Here is a 17,357-nt window from a genome sequence, read left to right as displayed (position 1 = left end):
CCGGGCCCGGCTGGCGGCCCGCGCCGCCCCCGAGGAGGCGGCCGGGCACGCGGACCGGGCGGTGCGGGCCTCGCTGCTCACCGATTCGCCGCTGGTCCAGGCGACGGCGGAGCTGGACCGGGCGCACACGCTCGCCGCCCTGGGCCGGTGGCCGGAGGCCGGCGCCTCGGCCCGGTCGGCCGGGGCGCACTTCACGGGCAAGGGGCATCTGCCGGGGGTGCGCCGGGTCTCCGGGTTCCTCGCGCACCCGCCCCGGGCCATGGCCACGACGAGGGAGAGGAGCTGACCGATGACGACCACGGAACCGGGACGGACACGGACGGGTACGGGGGCGGGGGCGACCCGGTCGGCCCCGGGAGGAACGCGTACCGGTCCTGGGCAGGGGCTGACCTGGAGTCTGCGCGGGCGCGGCCCCGACGACGTACCGGTGCTCGCGGACGCCGGACCACCGCTCGGCCGCCCCGCCGGGCCCGCCACCGGACGCGGCGTACGCGTGTGCGTGGTGGATTCGGGTGTGGAGCGGGACCATCCGCTGATCGGCCCGCTGGCCGGTTCCTGGGTGGTCGTCAAGGACGGGGAGAGCGGGGAGATCGCGGTCGAGCCGACGACCACCGGGGACACCTGCGGGCACGGCACCGCGTGCGCGGGCATCGTCCGCCGGACCGCCCCGGAGTGCGAGATCCACAGTGTGCGGGTGCTCGGGGAGCGGTTCTCCGGCACCGGCGACGTCCTGATGGCCGGGCTGCGCTGGGCGGTGGAGCAGCGTTTCGACGTGGTCAACCTCAGCCTGTCGACGACCCGTACCCGGTTCGCGCAGGAGCTGCACAGTCTGGCCGACAGCGCCTACTTCGCCCGTACGGTCATCGTCGCCTCGGCCCACAACACCCCGGTGGAGAGCTTCCCCTGGCGGTTCGCGTCGGTGATCTCGGTGGGCAGCCACCAGGAGGACGACCCCGAACTGCACCTGTACAACCCGGATCCGCCGGTGGAGTTCTTCGGCCCGGGCCAGAACGTGACCGTGCCGTGGCTGGGCGGCCGGACGATCCGCACCACGGGGAACAGCTTCGCCACGCCGTACGTCGCCGGGCTCTGCGCCCGCGTCCTGTCCGCGCATCCGCGGATGACGGCCTTCCAGCTCAAGAACGCCCTCTATCTGTCCGCGGCCAATGTGCGCCACGCACCGCGTCCTTCTTCCACTCCGGCAGGAGATACCCGTGATGACTCCGAGAACTGATTCCGCCGCTTCCTTCTCCTCCGCCGCGGTCGCCGACGCGCCGCGCAGCGAACTGCTCCAGTCGGTCGTCGACGTGGCCCGCGCCATCTTCGGGGCCGAGGCCAGTTCGGTCTTCCTGCTGGACGAGGAGGCGGACGAGCTGGTCTTCCAGGCCGTGTCCGGGCAGGGCGAGGAGTTCCTCGTGGGCCGCCGGTTCCCGGCCGGGCGCGGGATCGCCGGGTGGGTGGCGACCTCCGGTGAGCCGATGGTGGTGGACGATCTGAGCGCCGATCCGTCCTTCGACCGTTCGCTGGCGGAGTCCACCGCGTATGTGCCGAACGCCCTGATGGCGGCCCCGCTCATCAGCGATGCCCGGATCCTCGGCGTACTGGAGGTGCTGGATCCCTCTCCGCAGGCCCGGTCGGGCGTCCGGGAGCTGGATCTGCTCGCGATGTTCGCCCGACAGGCCGCCGCCGCCCTGCGGGTGCTCACCCCGGAGCGGGTGCGGGAGGCCGAGGAGCGCGCGGTGTCCGCCGGCGGCGCGCTGGAGGGTGCGCGGCGCGAGGACGCGCTGAAACTGCTCGGTAGCCTGGAGCGACTGCTGCGGGGCGTCGGCTGAGGCGGCCGGCGTCCGGGAGTAGCCACCGGCCCGGCGGGCAGGAGCGGGGCGTCGGCAACAAGGGAAGGACACGCACGATGAAGCTCGCTTTCTCCACCCTCGGAGTGCCCGGTACGCCGGTCGCCGAGGTCGTCCGGCTGGCCGCCGACAACGGATACCGGGGGGTGGAGCTGCGCGTCCACCCCGAGGAGCCGGTGCACCTGGGGCTCTCGTCGCTGGAACGGGCCGATGTGGTCGAGGCGTTCAAGGCCGGCGGGGTGGAGATCCTGGCCCTCGCCGGGTATGTGCAGGCGGCCTCCGAGGAGGACGACGAGGCGGTCCTGGCGGAGCTGGCCGAGCTGGTGAAGCTCGCCCGTGACCTGGGCGCGTCCTATGTCCGGGTGTTCCCCGGCGGTGGCGACCAGGAGCAGGCGGAGGCCGACGCGGCGGCCGCCCGGCGGCTCGGGGCCGCCGCTCCGGCCGCCGCCGATATGGGGGTGAGCATCCTGCTGGAGACCCATGACTCGCACCGCGCGGGCCTCGACGCCGCCCGGGTCGTCGCCACGGTCGGGCACCCCCGGGTCGGCGCGATCTGGGATGTGCTGCACACCTGGCTCGCCGGTGAGGACCCGGCCGCGAGCCACGCGGTGCTCGCCCCGCACCTGGGCTACGTACAGGTGAAGGACGTCGCGTCGGCGCAGGACCTCACTCCGCTGGCGTTGGGGGCGGGGGTGCTTCCGCTGGCGGAGTGCCTGGACGGGCTGGACCCGGACACATGGGTGTGCTGGGAGTACGAGAAGCGCTGGCACCCGGGGGCGGCGGAGCTGCCGGGTCTGCTGGGCGCGGGGCGCGAGTACCTGCTGCGGCTCGGAGCGCCCAAGCAGTAGCCGAAGGCGGCGGAGCCGTAGGCCGGGGGCCGTTCGCGTGTGGGTGGCGCCGTGGGCGGCCCGGACCCTTGACCGGAAGTTACTTTCCCTATAAGCGTACTTCCTTGGAAGTTTCTTTCACCCCGGGAAGGAGCTCACGTGCCCCACCGCACCTCAAGACGCACCCTCCTCACCGCCACCGCCGCCGTCACGGCAGCGGCCGCCACCGGCGTCCTCGCCGCCCCCTCCGCCGCCTCCGCGCACTCCGCGGACGCCTTCACCGACCACCGGCTGCGGCGGATCATCGCCGGGATGAGCCTGGAGGAGAAGGTCGGCCAGCTCTTCGTGATGCGGGTCTACGGGCATTCCGCCACCGAGCCCGACCAGGCCGACATCGACGCGAACCTCAAGGAGATCGGGGTTCGCACCGCCGCCGAGCTGATCTCCACGTACCACGTCGGCGGCATCATCTACTTCACCTGGGCGCACAACACCCGCGACCCGCACCAGATCGCCGACCTCTCCAACGGCCTCCAGCGCGCCGCGCTCGCCGAGCGTTCCCGGCTGCCGCTGCTCGTCTCCACCGACCAGGAGCACGGCATCGTCTGCCGGGTCGGCGAACCCGCCACGCTGCTGCCGGGCGCGATGGCGCTCGGCGCGGGCGGCTCGCGCTCCGACACCCGGCGGGCCGCCTGGATCGCGGGCGCCGAACTGGCCGCGCTCGGCATCAACCAGAACTACGCGCCGGACGCGGACGTCAACGTCAACCCGGCCAACCCGGTCATCGGCGTACGGTCCTTCGGCTCCGACCCCGACGCGGTGGCCGGCCTGGTCGCGGCGCAGGTGAAGGGCTACCAGGGCGCGGGCATCGCCGCGACCGCCAAGCACTTCCCCGGTCACGGCGACACGAACACCGACAGCCACACCGGACTGCCCGTCATCAACCACACCCGCGCCCAGTGGGAGGAGCTGGACGCCCCGCCGTTCCGCGCCGCGATCCGGGCCCGGATCGACTCGATCATGACCGCGCACATCGTGGTCCCCGCGCTCGACCCGTCCGAGGACCCGGCCACGCTCTCCCGGCCGATCCTCACCGGCATCCTCCGCGAGGAGCTGGGCTACGACGGGGTGGTGGTCACCGACTCGCTCGGCATGGAGGGGGTGCGCACGAAGTACGGCGACGACCGCGTGCCGGTCCTCGCGCTGCTGGCGGGCGTGGACCAGCTGCTGAACCCGCCGAATCTCTCCGTCGCCTGGAACGCCGTGCTGGAGGCCGTCCGCGGCGGCGAGATCAGCGAGGCGCGGATCGACGAATCGATCCTGCGGATCCTGCGGCTGAAGAGCGGACTCGGCCTGTTCCGGGACCCGTTCGTCAGCCACCGGGGCGTCGAGCGCACGGTGGGCAGCCGCGCGCACCGGGCCGCCGCCGACCGGATCGCCGAGCGCACGACGACCCTGCTCGCCGACCCGGGCACGCTGCTGCCGCTCTCCCGCCGCACCCACCGCAAGCTGCTGGTGGTGGGCGCCGATCCGGCCTCGCCCTCCGGGACGACGGGCCCGCCGACCGGCACACTGGCGCACACCTTCGGCGAACTGGGCTTCACCGCGCGGGTGTTGTCCACCGGTACGGCCCCGGACCAGGCGAAGATCGCCGAGGCCGTCGCCGCCGCCGAGGGCAAGGACGCGGTCGTCGTGGCGACGTACAACGTCACCGCGAACAGCTCGCAGCGCACGCTCGTCACGGCCCTCGTGGCGACCGGCGTCCCGGTGGTCGCCGTCGCCGTCCGCAACCCGTACGACGTCGCCCACCTCACCGGCACCGGAGTCGCGGCGACCCTCGCCGCGTACTCCTGGACCGATGTCGAACTGCGCGCCGCCGCCCGGGTGATCGCGGGCCGCGCCGATCCGGAGGGCACCCTCCCGGTTCCGGTGCAGCGCGCGGACGACCCGACGCAGGTGCTGTACCCGGTGGGCCACGGCCTGTCGTACTAGCCCTACGACGACCGGACGGCACCGGCGTCCGGCCGCAGACGCAAAGCGCCCCGAGCACCTGGCGTGGCCCCGCTCCGGCGGGCCGCGCCGGGTGTACGTCTTTACGGACGTATCGGGGGTTTCTTCATGGATGAGCACGCTTCCCCGGGGGCCCGGCGCCGGCCGTCCGCCCCGCCGCCGGTCCTGGGCGCGGTCCTGACCGTGCTCGTGGCCGTGTCCGCGCTCCTGCTGACGGCCTGCCGGGGTCCGGACGGGACGGTCACCGACGACCGGGGGCCCGTACCCGCCTCGCCCGGCCCGTCACCGTACGGCGTGGTCTTCCTCGGGCCCGGCGACTGCAGTTCGCGGGGGCCGGAGATCCGGGAGGTGTCCTGCCGCAGCGAGAAGGCGGCGGCCACCGTCCTGGCCCGGCACCTCGGCACCCCGGACTCGGGCCCGCCCTGCCCGGACCCCACCGACTTCGTCCTGCATGTCTCCGAGACGGGCACCGGGGCCCGTTCCCGGCTCACCACCGGCTATGCCTGCATGCGGAATCTGGAGCCCCCGCATCCGGGCGACCCCGGGCAGGGCGGCGGCCCGCTGACCGTGGTCGGGGACTGTGTCACGGCGTCCCGCGCGGGCCAGGTCACGGAGACCGCCTGCGCGGACACGGGCGGCCGCGCCCCGCGCTACCGGGTGGAGTCGGCGGTGCAGCGGCGGGCGCAGTGCCCCGGCACCACGGACCTGTTCGTCGCGCTGGGCGGGGACAGGCCGGTGGGCTGCGCCCGCCGGTCACCGGGAAGGTGACCAGCGGACCCAGCCCACGTGGGTGACGCCGAGGCCGGGCGACGCCGAAACCGGACGGCCTCCGGAGCCGGGCGACGCCGGAACCGGACGGCCTCCGGAGCCGGATGACGCCGGGGCCGGCTGACGTCAGAACCGGCTGACCGCTACGGGCGCAGGGTGGCCTCGTCGCGCTCGATCTCACCGTTGCGCTGGTCCAGCTTCGTGTCGAACTTCGCCAGCGGCTTCGCCTTCGACGGGTCCGCCTCGACGGCCGCCGGGGCGACGCCCGCCCAGCGCAGGATGTCGGCGGTGGCCTTCGCCTTCTGCGCCTCGGGGAGACCGGAGACCTTCGAGCCGTGGTTGCCGCCGGGGACGGTGTAGACGGCACTGTCCTTAGCGCCGTGCCCGAGGCGGAACGGCTCCGCGCTCCACGGGTCGTTCTCGCCGTTGACGTACAGCATCCGCCGGGCGTTGTTCTTGACCCAGCTGTCGATGTCCCGCATCGCGCCCCGGTCGAACTTCATCGGGATGGAGCGGGGCACGAAGTTGCGCGGGGGCTGGTAGCCGTACCGGCTCAGGTTGCCGAGCCAGGGCTGCTTGATGTCCGGCGACCCGAGCTGGGTGCCCGCCTGGTAGTAGTACGGGGTGTACGTCTCCAGGCCCTGGTCGACGTAAGCGGAGAAGCCGGAGATGGCGTCGACGGAGTTCCAGATGTCGTCGTCGCCGGCCTTCTTGGCGTCGGCCGGAAGGTCCACGCAGTCGGCGACCAGGCTGTACTGCCAGAACGCCCACGTGTAGTCCATGACCGTGGCCTCGTAGGCGCGGTCGAGGGAACCGATGGTGTTGAACGTCCAGCCGTTGGCGGCGGCCTGCTCCTTGTACTTCTTCTGCAGCGGGGCCCGGCGGATCAGCGCCTCGCGCTGCACACCGGCCAGCTTGTCGCGGCACTCCTTGGTGCCGACGTTGCGGAAGAACCGGTCGTACGCCGAGTCCTCCTTGTCGACGACGTCGTTGGGCGCGACGTAGGCGACGACGCCGTCCATGTCCTTCGGGTAGAAGCGCTCGAAGTACGTGGCGGTCATGCCGCCCTTGGACCCGCCGGTGGCCAGCCACTTCTTGTCGTAGATCTTCTTCAGCGCCGTGAACACCCGGTGCTGGTCGCTGGCGGCCTGCCAGATGTCCAGCTTGGACCAGTCGGCCGGGGCCGGCCGGGACGGGGTGAAGTAGCGGTATTCCAGCGAGACCTGGTTGCCGTCGACGATCTGCGTCGGCTCGCTGCGGCTGGGGTTCGTGGAGACGTTGTAGCCGCTGGTGAAGAAGACCGTCGGGCGGGAGACGTCCTTGTGCAGCAGGGTGATGCGCTGCTGGAACGTGCCCTTGGACGGGCGCCGGTGGTCGACCGGCTGGGTGTAGTTGAGGACGAAGTAGCGGTAGCCCGCGTACGGCTTCTCCTCGATCAGACTCATTCCCGGGATGGCCAGGATGCGGTCCTTGATGTCCTCGGTGCTCGCTTCGCTGCCGACGGCGGCGCTGCTCCGCTTCGCGGCCGGCTCCGCGGCGGTGGCCGCACCGGCCGAGGCTCCCGTGGCTCCGACCGTACCTATGAGCACGGCGAGCGACAGAACCCCTGTGAGTGACTTGCGCATGCACTCTCCCCTTGATTCACAACAGTCGCCGTGAACTTATCGGGGCAACACACGCCACGCCAGACCCGGTTGTCCGTGTCAACGAAGAAGTCGACGGAGAGACCGGCGGGAGGCCGGCCGAGAAGTCGGCGGGAGGTCGACGGGAGGTCGACGGAGAGATCAGCGGGAGGTCAGCAGAGGATCCATCCGGTGGAGACGGACTTCTTGCCGATCCCGCCGGTGGCCCGGACGCAGCGGTTCAGCGCGTTGACCGTGACCGGCCCGGCCATCTTCGTGTATGAGCCCTTGTCGGAGACGGTACGTCCGCCGCGCGGCTGGAGCGTGACGCTCATCGTCCGCCGTTTGCCGGGCTTCTTCGCGACGGTCACCGCGCAGACATGGGCGCGGCTCTTGTAGACGCGCAGCTCTCCCGTGGAGAACCCGACCGTCTTCGCGGGGCGGCCGGTGCAGGCGGAGGCGGCCTGGGCGGCGCCGGGGGCGCCGAGCAGGGGGACGAGTCCGACCAGCAGGGGCAGGACGAGGAGGCGGACCAGCCACGGCCGCCTCTTCGCGACCGTCGGTTCCGCGGCCGTCGGTCTCGCCGGTCCCGCAGCTATGTCGAACACATTCGCCCCCACCTGACGTCTGTACGCACCTGTGCGTTCCTGACTACGACGCAGCAGACCGGCGGGAGGTTGCACGGCCGCCCCTGGTGCCCCTGCGGGACCCGGCGGAACCCGGCGGCCCCTCAGACGCCCGCCGGCTCGTCCTCCCCTATGCCCTCGCCGATGAAGGTGCGCCACAGCCGGGCGTACCGCCCGTCCCGGGCGAGCAGTTCGTCGTGCGTGCCGTCCTCGACGACTCGCCCGTGGTCCATGACCACGACGCGGTCGGCGCGGGCGGCGGTGGTCAGCCGGTGGGCCACCACCAGCGTGGTGCGGCGGCCGGTGAGCCGGTCGGTGGCCTGGTTGACCAGGGCCTCGGTGGCGAGGTCCAGGGCGGCGGTGGCCTCGTCCAGGAGCAGCACGTCCGGGTCGACGAGCTCGGCGCGGGCCAGCGCGATGAGCTGGCGCTGTCCGGCGGAGAGGTTGCGGCCTCGCTCGGCGACCTCGTGGAGATAGCCGTCTTCCAGCGTGGCGATCATCTCGTGCGCCCCGACCGCGCGGGCGGCGGCCTCCACCCGGGCGTCGGTGGCGTCGGGCAGCCCGTAGGCGATGGCGTCGCGGACCGTGCCGGCGAAGAGGTACGCCTCCTGCGGGACGACGCCGAGGCGGTGCCGGTAGGCGGTCATGTCGAGGCGGCGCAGATCGGTGCCGTCGGCGGTGACCCGGCCGCTCGTGGGGTCGTAGTACCGGGCGACGAGCTTGACCAGGGTCGACTTCCCGGCCCCCGTCTCCCCGACGAACGCCACCGTCTGGCCGGCCGGGATGCGCAGGTCGACGCCGGTGAGGGCCTCCTCGTCGGAGCCGTACGCGAAGGAGACGTCCTCGAACGCGATCTCACCGCGCAGCGAGAGCACGTCGAGCGGCTCGTCCGGGTCGGCGGTGGAGGTGGGCTCGCGCAGCAGCTCCTGGATGCGGCCGAGCGAGACGGTGGCCTGCTGGTAGCCGTCGAAGACCTGGGAGAGCTGCTGGACCGGGGCGAAGAACAGCTCGATGTAGAGGAGGTAGGCGACCAGGGCCCCGGTGGTCAGCGTGCCGTTGTCGATCCGGCCCGCGCCGACGATCATGACGGCGGCCGCGGCGACGGAGGCCAGCAGCTGGACGAACGGGAAATAGACGGAGATCAGCCACTGGCCGCGTACCCGGGCCTGGCGGTAGTGGTCGCTGCGCTCGGCGAAGCGGGCGGACCCGTCCCGCTCGCGGCCGAAGGCCTGGACGATCCGGAGGCCGGAGACGGACTCCTGGAGGTCGGCATTGACGACGCTGATGCGGTTCCGGGCCAGTTCGTACGCCTTGACGCTGCTGCGCCGGAAGAAGACGGTGCCGATGATCAGCACGGGCAGGGTGGCGAAGACGACCAGGGCGAGCTGGACGTCCAGGACGAGCAGCGCGACCATGATGCCGAAGAAGGTGACCACGGAGACGAACGCGGTGACCAGCCCGGTCTGGAGGAACGTGGAGAGCGCGTCCACGTCCGTCGTCATCCGGGTCATGATCCGGCCGGTCAGCTCGCGCTCGTAGTAGTCGAGGCCGAGGCGCTGGAGCTGGGCGAAGATCTTCAGCCGGAGCGAGTAGAGCACCCGCTCACCGGTCCGGCCGGTCATCCGGATCTCGCCGGTCTGGGCCACCCACTGGACGAGCACGACGACGAGCGCGATCGCGGAGGCCGCCCACACCGCGCCGGTCGAGAGCTGGGTGACGCCCTCGTCGATGCCGTGCCGGATCAGGACCGGCAGCAGCAGGCCCATGCCGGCGTCCACGGCGACGAGCCCGAGGCTGATCAGGAGGACCGCGCCGAAGCCGCGCAGCAGCCGGCGCAGCCCGTAGGACTCCTCCGGACGCACGGCGGCGGCCTCGTCGACCTGCGGGGTGTCGGTGGCCGGGGGCAGCGCCTCGACCTGGGCGAGGAGTTCGGGGGTCGCGGGCATGCCGGCGACGGTGGTGTCCCGCTCCTCCTCCTCGCGGATCCACAGGGCGGGGGTGATGCCGCGCTCCGCGTCGAACTCGGCGTCCAGCTCCTCCTGGAGGGCGCGGTCGTCCTCCGGGTCCGCCCCGGTGCGCAGCGGCCGGTGGCCGGGCGAGGTGCCGCCGAGCTCGTCGGGGTCGGTGAGCAGACGGCGGTAGAGCGCGGAGGTGCGCTCCAGCTCCTCGTGGGTGCCGATCGCGGCGAGCTTCCCGCCGTCCAGGACGGCGATGCGGTCGGCGAGCTGGAGGGTGGAACGCCGGTGGGCGATGAGCAGGGTGGTGCGCCCCGCCATCACCTGTTTCAGCGCCTCGTGGATCTCGTGCTCGACGCGGGCGTCGACGGCGGAGGTGGCGTCGTCGAGGAGGAGGAGCCGGGGGTCGGTGAGGATGGCGCGGGCGAGGGCGACGCGCTGGCGCTGGCCGCCGGAGAGGGTGAGCCCGTGCTCGCCGACGGTGGTGTCGTACCCCTTGGGCAGATCGGCGATGAACCGGTCGGCCTGGGCGGCGCGGGCGGCCTGCTCGATCTGCTCCTGGGTGGCGTCGGGGAAGCCGTAGGCGATGTTGGCGCGGACGGTGTCGGAGAACAGGAAGCTGTCCTCGGGGACGAGCCCGATGGCGGAGCGCAACGAGGCCTGGGTGAGCTCGCGGACGTCGTGGCCGCCGATGAGGACGGCCCCGTGGGAGACGTCGTAGAAGCGGGGCAGCAGGAGCGAGACGGTGGACTTGCCGCTGCCGGACGCGCCGACGACGGCGACGGTCTCGCCGGGCTCGACGGTGAGCGAGAAGCCGTCGAGGACGGGCCGTTCGTCGTCGTACCCGAACCGTACGTCGTCGAACTCGATCCCGGCCGGGGCGTCGGCCGGGAGTTCCTTCGTACCGTCCTGCATGGAGGGCTCGGTGTCGATCAGCTCCAGGACGCGTTCCACACCGGCGCGGGCCTGCTGGCCGACGGTGAGGACCATGGCGAGCATCCGGACCGGGCCGACGAGCTGGGCGAGGTAGGTGGAGAAGGCGACGAACGTGCCGAGCGTGATCTCGCCCCGGGTCGCCAGCCAGCCGCCGAGGGCGAGCATGGCGACCTGGCCGAGGGCGGGCACGGCCTGGAGGGCGGGGGTGTAGCGGGAGTTCAGCCGGATGGTGCGCAGCCGCCCGGCGAACAGCCGTCGCCCGACCTCGCGGAGCTTGCCGGTCTCCTGGTCCTCCTGCCCGAACCCCTTGACGACCCGGACCCCGGAGACGGCCCCGTCGACGACTCCGGCGACGGCGGCGGCCTGGCTCTGGGCGTACCAGGTGGCGGGGAAGAGACGGGTACGGGAGCGGCGGGCGATGAACCAGAGGGCGGGGGCGACGGCGAGGGCGACGAGGGTCAGGGGCAGCGAGAGCCACGCCATGATCACCAGGGAGATGAGGAAGAGCAGGACGTTCCCGATGGTCATCGGGAGCATGAACAGCAGGCCCTGGATCAGCTGGAGGTCGCTGGTGGCCCGGCCGACGACCTGCCCGGTGGACAGCTCGTCCTGACGTTTCCCGTCGAGCCGGGTGATGGTCGCGTACATGTCCGTACGCAGGTCGTGCTGGACGTCCAGGGCGAGCCGGCCGCCGTAGTAGCGGCGGATGTAGGTGGCGATGTAGACGAGGACGGCCGCGCCGATGAGCAGGCCGGTCCAGACCGCGAGGGAGCGGGTGTGGTCGGTGACCACGTCGTCGATGATCACCTTGGTGATGAGCGGCACGAGGGCCATGACGGCCATGCCGGCGAGCGACGAGCCGAGAGCGAGCACGACGTTCCGCCGGTACCGCCACGCGTACCCGGTCAGCCGCCGGCCCCACCCCTGTTGCTCTGCGCCCGTCACGCGTTGCCTCCCATTCGCCCCGTGTGTCCGCGTTCCGGTCGCCCGGTTCGCGGACCTGCTCTACCGGAAGGCACCAACATCAGGGGGAGCGGATTTCATCCCTCCGCAACAAATGGGGGTGGGGTGGGGGTGGGGCGCGACAACCGATCAGGGCAGATCACCCTTGCGGGTGACTGCACAGGGAAGACAGACGTCATACACTGGAGTATCTATACGTTCCGATATATGGATACGCCCTATGTGATCGAGATCGAACCCGAGGTTCGACTGTGGCTGATGAACCTGCCGTTCAACGACTTCCTCGTGGTCGAACACGTCGCCGAGCTGTTGCGGGAGCGCCCCATGACGCTCGGGGAGCCGTACTCCCGGCACCTCGGCGACGGCGTCCGCGAACTGCGGTTCAGCCTTGGCCGACAGGGAATCGCGACCCGGATTCCCTATTGGCTCGCGCCGGATCGGCGGATCGTCCTGCTTACCGTCTTCCGCAAGACCCGGCAGCGGGAGACGGCCGAGGTCGCCCGCGCCAAGGTGCTCTGCGCGGCCGAGCACCAACCGGCTCACGATGTGTACACGCGCACAGCCGACGAGGAGAAGGAGAAGCGGTAATGGTCAGCCACGCACGCTGGAAGTTCGCCCGCGACGAGAAGGTCGCCCAGGGGATCGCCGAGGACCCCGAGGTGGAGCGGCGCCGCGAGGAGATCTCTCTCGCGTTCGACCTCGGGCAGGCCGTGTACGACCGACGGGTCGCCCTCGGCCTCTCGCAGACCGAACTGGCCCGACGCGCCGGTATGACACAGCCGCAGGTCTCGAAGCTGGAACTCGGCGGCACGGTCCCCACCGTGCCTCTGCTGGCACGGCTGGCCCGTGCCATGGAGGCGATGTTCCGGATGGAGCTGTTCGGGAGCAGCATCCGCGTGACGTTCACCGACCTCGACGGTGACACACCGGAGGCGGCCGGGCGGGCCTCCCGTCCGGAGGAGTCCGAAGCCGTCGACGACCAGGCCACGCAGGCGGCGCAGGGGTAGCGCGCACGCGGTGCGCGCCACCCCTGCGCCACAGCCGCGCGCCTACAGATGCGTCGGCTCGAACATCCTCAGCAGCGCCGGAAGCACGACGACCGACGGCCCCGGGGCCGCCAGCGCCTTGCCCAGGTCCGCGGCGAGCGACTCCGGTGTCGTACGGACGGCCGGTACGCCGAAGGACTCGGCGAGCGCGACGAAGTCCGGGCGGGACAACTCGGTGGCGGTGGCCTCGCCGAAGGCCCCCGTCATGTACTCGCGCAGGATGCCGTAGCCGCCGTCGTCGACGATCAGCCAGGTCAGCGGCAGATCGTACTGACGCGCGGTGGCCAGCTCCGCGATGGAGTACATCGCGCCGCCGTCACCGGAGACCGCGAGCACGGGCTTCGTCGGGTCGGCGGCGGCCGCACCGATGGCCGCCGGGAAGCCGTAGCCGAGGCCGCCCGCGCCCTGGGCGGAGTGCATGGTGTTGGGGCGCCGGGCGTCGAAGGCGGACCAGGCCCAGTAGGCCAGGATCGTCATGTCCCAGAAGCTGGGCGCGGCGTCGGGCAGCGCCTCGCGGACGGCGGCGAGAACCTGCTGCTCCAGGGTGAGCTCCTGGGCGTCGATCCGGGCCCGTACCTTCTCCAGCACCGTACGCACCCGCTCGGCGGCATCCGCGTCCTCGCGGGGCTCGACGGCCTCCAGGAGGTCGGCCAGCGCCTCGCGGGCGTCGGAGTGGATGCCGAGGGCGGGGTGGTTGGACTCCAGCTTCCCGGCGTCCGCCTCGATCTGGATCACCCGGCCGCGCGGGCGGAAGGTGTGGTAGTTCGAGGAGAGTTCGCCAAGCCCCGAGCCGACGACGAGCAGGACGTCCGCGTCCTCCAGGAAGTCGGTGGTGTGCCGGTCCTCCAGCCAGGACCGCAGCGACAGCGGGTGCTCCCAGGGGAACGCGCCCTTGCCGCCGAAGGTGGTGACGACCGGCGCGTCGATCTTCTCGGCCAGCGCGAGGAGCTTGCCGGAGGCGTCGGAGCGTACGACTCCGCCGCCCGCGATGATCACCGGGCGTTCGGCGTTCGACAGCAGATGCGCGGCGGCGATCGTCAGCTCGGGGCGCGGGTAGAGCTCGCGCGGGGTGGCGTCCATGGCGCTGACGACCGGGAGCGTCGTCTCGGCCAGCAGCACGTCCTGCGGGATCTCCACCCAGACCGGCCCGTGCGGGGCGGTCAGCGCGGACTCCCAGGCGGCGGCGATCGCGGACGGGATCTGGGACGCGGTCCGCACGGTGTGCACGGACTTCACGATGTCGCGGACGGAGGCCTGCTGGTCGCGCAGCTCGTGGAGATAGCCGTGCCGCCCGCCGCCGAGCCCGGCCGTGGGGATCTGGCTGGAGATGGCGAGGACGGGCGCGGAGGCGGCGGCGGCCTCCTGGAGCGCGGCGAGCGAGGTGAGCGCACCGGGCCCGGTCGACAGCAGGAGCGGGGCGACTTCCCCGGTGATCCGGCCGTACGCGTCGGCGGCGAAGCCCGCGTTGTTCTCGACGCGGAGTCCGACGTACGAGAGCGAGGAGCGGCGCAGCGCGTCGAACATGCCGAGCGCGTGCTGGCCGGGCAGCCCGAAGACGGTGGTCGCGCCGAGCCCCTGGAGGGACTCGACGACGAGGTCGCCGCCGTTGCGGCCGGCCGGCGGATTCAGTACGGCGGCGGCCTGGGCGGCGGTGAGCTGCGGCCGGTCGTCGTGGTGGTCGTGGCTCACTTGGCGTCCTCGGCTCCCGTGGTCTCCTTCTCCGCCGCGATCTGGCGGGACATGATCGTCGTCAGCTCGTACGCGGCGTGGGAGGCGGCCACGGAGGTAATCTCGGCGTGGTCGTACGCGGGGGCGACCTCGACCAGGTCGGCGGAGACGAGGTGGCAGGAGGAGAGCCCGCGCAGGATCTCCAGCAGCTCACGGGAGGTGAGTCCGCCCGCCTCGGGGGTGCCGGTGCCGGGGGCGTGCGCCGGGTCCAGGACGTCGATGTCGATGGAGATGTAGAGCGGCCGGTCGCCGATGCGCTGACGGAGCTGGTCGGCGATCTCGTCGACGCCGCGCCGCATGACGTCGGCGGAGGTGACGATGCCGAAGCCCATCTTCTCGTCGTCGGTCAGGTCCTGCTTGCCGTAGAGCGGGCCGCGGGTGCCGACGTGGGAGAGGGCGGAGGTGTCGAGGATGCCTTCCTCGACGGCCCGGCGGAACGGGGTGCCGTGGGTGTACTCGGCGCCGAAGTAGGTGTCCCAGGTGTCCAGGTGGGCGTCGAAGTGGAGGAGGGCGACGGGCCCGTGCTTCTTGGCGACGGAGCGCAGGAGGGGCAGGGCGATGGTGTGGTCGCCGCCGAGGGTCATCAGGCGTGCGCCGGTGCCCAGCAGGTCGTCGGCCGCGCCCTCGATGGTCTCGACGGCCTCGTTGATGTTGAACGGGTTCGCCGCGATGTCGCCGGCGTCGGCGACCTGGGCGAGGGCGAAGGGGGAGGCGTCCTGGGCCGGGTTGTACGGGCGCAGCAGCCGGGACGCCTCACGGATGGCGTTGCCGCCGAAGCGGGCGCCGGGCCGGTAGGAGACCCCGGTGTCGAAGGGCACGCCGACGACGGCGACGTCGGTCCGGCCGACCTCGTCGAGCCGGGGCAGCCGGGCGAACGTCGCGGGCCCGGCGTACCGCGGGACGCGGGAGGAGTCGATGGGGCCGCGCGGCGAATCGGTGCTGCTCATGGGGGGTGTGCCTTTCCTTCGGTTTTCGTACGGTGTCAAGTGTGCGGGGTGCGGTGGGGTGCCGGGGTCGTCCGGCGGCCGCTTCGCCCTCAATCGCCGGGCGGGCTGAATGCCTCGGCCCCACGACCAGCTCAAGCCCGCCCAACTCAAGCCCGGCCAACTCCAGCCCGTCCGGCGATTGAGGACATCTTTGAGCTCGGCCACATCAAGCCCGCCCAACTCCAGCCCGTCCGGCGATTGAGGACGTCTTTGAGCTCGGCCACATCAAGCCCGCCCAACTCCAGCCCGTCCGGCGATTGAGGACGTCTTTGAGCTCGGCCACATCTAGCCCGGCCAACTCCAGCCCGTCCGGCGTTTGAGGACGTCTTTGAGCTCGGCCACATCTAGCCCGCCCGGCGATTGAGGGCATCTTTGAGGTCGGCCGGGACCAGCCCGAGGGTTCCGTCCTCAAACGCCGGACGGGCTGGGTTCGCCGGACCGGCCGGGTCCGCCGGACCGGCCGGGTTCGACCGGGGCGTCGGTCTCAGGACCGCCCCGCCCCGCCAACCGCTCCCGCCAAGCCGCAAGCACATCCGCATCCGTAGGCGGCGTGGCCAGCGAGACCACGACGTACACGGCCAGCGACGCCAGCAGCCCGTAGTAGATCGGCTGGTTGGCGAGGATCCCGTAGTGCCACATCAGCCCGACCACCGCGACACCCCCGACGCACACCGCCGACAGCGCCCCGGCCGCCGTACCGCGCCGCCACAGCAGCCCGCCGATGATCGGCACGAGCAGTCCGCCGACCAGCAGGTTGTAGGCGACGGTCAGCGCCTCCACCACATCGTTCAGCGCGATGGCGATCAGAATGACCGCGACGCCCATGATCAGGATGAACGCCCGGTTCCCCTTGACCTCGTCGTGCGGCTCGTCGCCGCCCCCGCCCCGGCCGACGGCCCCGCGCAGCCGGGACCAGATGTCGTTGTTGGCGACGGTGGCGCAGGCGATCAGCGCCCCGGAGGACGTGGACATCACGGCGGCCAGCGCGGCGGCGAGCACCAGCCCGCGCACGCCCACCGGCAGCTCGTCCTTGACGATCGTCGCGAAGGCCGCGTCCGCGCTCGCCAGGTTCGGGTACATCACCTTGGCGGCGGTGCCGATGACCGCCCCGGCGATGGCGTAGACGAGGCAGTATGTACCGGCGACCGTCCCGCCCCAGCGCGCCGTCGTGTCACTGCGCGCGGTGAAGACGCGCTGCCAGATGTCCTGCCCGATGAGCATGCCGAAGGTGTAGATCAGGACATACGTGAAGATCGTCTCGCCGCCGATGCCGAGCGGGTCGAAGTACTCGGTCGGCAGCTGGGCCTTCATCTCGCTGAAGCCGCCCGCCTTGACGACGGCGATCGGCAGCAGGAGCAGCAGCACCCCGATGGTCTTGACGACGAACTGGACCATGTCGGTGAGCGTGATCGACCACATGCCGCCGAGCGTCGAGTACGCGACGACGATGGCGCCGCCTAGGACGATCGCGACGGTGCGGTTCACGTCGAAGAGGACGTCGAAGATGGTGGCGTACGCGATGGTCGAGGTGACCGCGAGCATCAGGGTGTACGCCCACATCACGACGCCGGAGATGATCCCGGCCTTGCCGCCGTAGCGCAGGTCGAGCATCTCGGAGACGGTGTAGACCTTCAGCCGGGCGATCCGCGCGGAGAAGAAGACGGACAGCGCGAGCAGTCCGAGGCCGATGGTGAAGACCATCCACGCGCCGGAGAGACCGTACTGGTAGCCGAGCCCGACACCGCCGATGGTGGACGCGCCGCCGAGGACGATCGCGGCCATGGTGCCGGAGTACATCCCCGGTCCGAGGCGGCGGCCCGCGACCAGGAACTCGCTCTTGGACTTGGCGCGGCGCATGCCCCACCAGCCCATGGCGAGCATGCCGGCCAGGTAGACGACGATCACGGCGTAGTCGACAGCCATGGGCTTCCCTCCGTCTCGCGCAAACAGATGTACGTGCGAGGAAGACGGTAGGTGGCCGAAAGCCGACGCTGAAGTGTACGTTTCCTCCATTCTCGACGCACTGAATGGATGAACCGT

The 17,357-nt window shown here is 71.8% G+C and carries 14 protein-coding genes; 8 read left to right on the top strand and 6 right to left on the bottom strand.

Going from position 1 to position 17,357, the window contains the following annotated elements; genetic code table 11:
- The 6 genes from G3I54_RS05860 to G3I54_RS05835 form a co-directional block, all read left to right on the top strand.
- The coding region (locus G3I54_RS05860) for a hypothetical protein (protein ID WP_164611814.1) at positions 1-286 on the top strand (286 nt) is incomplete at its 5' end.
- A 3-nt stretch (positions 287-289) separates the two neighbouring features.
- Positions 290-1,234, top strand: coding sequence for a S8 family serine peptidase (locus G3I54_RS05855; RefSeq protein ID WP_239144251.1), 945 nt, complete (start codon positions 290-292; stop codon positions 1,232-1,234).
- On the top strand, positions 1,218-1,832 hold the full coding sequence (locus G3I54_RS05850) for a GAF domain-containing protein (RefSeq protein WP_164611812.1): 615 nt from the start codon (positions 1,218-1,220) through the stop codon (positions 1,830-1,832). The genes G3I54_RS05855 and G3I54_RS05850 overlap by 17 nt, the downstream gene beginning before the upstream one ends.
- 77 nt (positions 1,833-1,909) lie before the next feature.
- Positions 1,910-2,698: a sugar phosphate isomerase/epimerase family protein gene (locus G3I54_RS05845; protein ID WP_164611810.1), complete on the top strand. Its 789-nt coding sequence runs from the start codon at positions 1,910-1,912 to the stop codon at positions 2,696-2,698.
- A gap of 138 nt (positions 2,699-2,836) precedes the next feature.
- Positions 2,837-4,669, top strand: coding sequence for a glycoside hydrolase family 3 protein (locus tag G3I54_RS05840; RefSeq protein WP_164611808.1), 1,833 nt, complete (start codon positions 2,837-2,839; stop codon positions 4,667-4,669).
- 126 nt (positions 4,670-4,795) lie between these two features.
- Positions 4,796-5,455 (top strand): hypothetical protein, encoded by a 660-nt coding sequence (locus G3I54_RS05835; protein ID WP_164611806.1) that lies wholly within the window; start codon positions 4,796-4,798, stop codon positions 5,453-5,455.
- A 143-nt stretch (positions 5,456-5,598) separates the two neighbouring features.
- Here G3I54_RS05835 and G3I54_RS05830 read toward each other — a convergent pair whose 3' ends face one another.
- The 3 genes from G3I54_RS05830 to G3I54_RS05820 form a co-directional block, all read right to left on the bottom strand.
- Positions 5,599-7,080: a S28 family serine protease gene (locus G3I54_RS05830; RefSeq protein ID WP_164611804.1), complete on the bottom strand. Its 1,482-nt coding sequence runs from the start codon at positions 7,078-7,080 to the stop codon at positions 5,599-5,601.
- A 170-nt stretch (positions 7,081-7,250) separates the two neighbouring features.
- A complete protein-coding gene (locus tag G3I54_RS05825) occupies positions 7,251-7,613 on the bottom strand; it encodes a hypothetical protein (RefSeq protein WP_164611828.1) in 363 nt (120 codons plus the stop codon).
- 194 nt (positions 7,614-7,807) lie between these two features.
- Positions 7,808-11,539 (bottom strand): ABC transporter ATP-binding protein, encoded by a 3,732-nt coding sequence (locus tag G3I54_RS05820; protein ID WP_164611802.1) that lies wholly within the window; start codon positions 11,537-11,539, stop codon positions 7,808-7,810.
- A gap of 225 nt (positions 11,540-11,764) precedes the next feature.
- Between G3I54_RS05820 and G3I54_RS05815 the strand changes: the two genes are divergently transcribed.
- Both G3I54_RS05815 and G3I54_RS05810 read left to right on the top strand, forming a co-directional pair.
- Positions 11,765-12,145, top strand: a complete 381-nt coding sequence (locus G3I54_RS05815; protein WP_164611800.1) for a type II toxin-antitoxin system RelE/ParE family toxin — start codon at positions 11,765-11,767, stop codon at positions 12,143-12,145.
- Positions 12,145-12,564 carry a helix-turn-helix transcriptional regulator gene (locus G3I54_RS05810; protein ID WP_239144250.1) on the top strand — a complete coding sequence of 140 codons (420 nt, stop codon included), beginning with the start codon at positions 12,145-12,147 and terminating at the stop codon, positions 12,562-12,564. The genes G3I54_RS05815 and G3I54_RS05810 overlap by 1 nt, the downstream gene beginning before the upstream one ends.
- Before the next feature lie 42 nt (positions 12,565-12,606).
- Here G3I54_RS05810 and G3I54_RS05805 read toward each other — a convergent pair whose 3' ends face one another.
- The 3 genes from G3I54_RS05805 to G3I54_RS05795 all read right to left on the bottom strand — a co-directional run bounded on the left by G3I54_RS05805 (position 12,607) and on the right by G3I54_RS05795 (position 17,240).
- Positions 12,607-14,292, bottom strand: coding sequence for a thiamine pyrophosphate-binding protein (locus G3I54_RS05805; RefSeq protein ID WP_164611798.1), 1,686 nt, complete (start codon positions 14,290-14,292; stop codon positions 12,607-12,609).
- On the bottom strand, positions 14,289-15,278 hold the full coding sequence (speB, locus tag G3I54_RS05800) for an agmatinase (protein WP_164611796.1): 990 nt from the start codon (positions 15,276-15,278) through the stop codon (positions 14,289-14,291). The genes G3I54_RS05805 and speB overlap by 4 nt, the downstream gene beginning before the upstream one ends.
- A 447-nt stretch (positions 15,279-15,725) precedes the next feature.
- On the bottom strand, positions 15,726-17,240 hold the full coding sequence (locus G3I54_RS05795; protein WP_164611794.1) for a sodium:solute symporter: 1,515 nt from the start codon (positions 17,238-17,240) through the stop codon (positions 15,726-15,728).
- Between the last annotated feature and the right edge of the window lie 117 nt (positions 17,241-17,357).

Source organism: Streptomyces sp. SID14515 (assembly GCF_010548505.1).
In the GTDB taxonomy this organism is placed as follows: Bacteria; Actinomycetota; Actinomycetes; order Streptomycetales; family Streptomycetaceae; genus Streptomyces; species Streptomyces caviscabies.
Note: the sequence above shows the minus strand (reverse complement) of the source record. Positions and strands in the feature narration are given on the sequence as shown.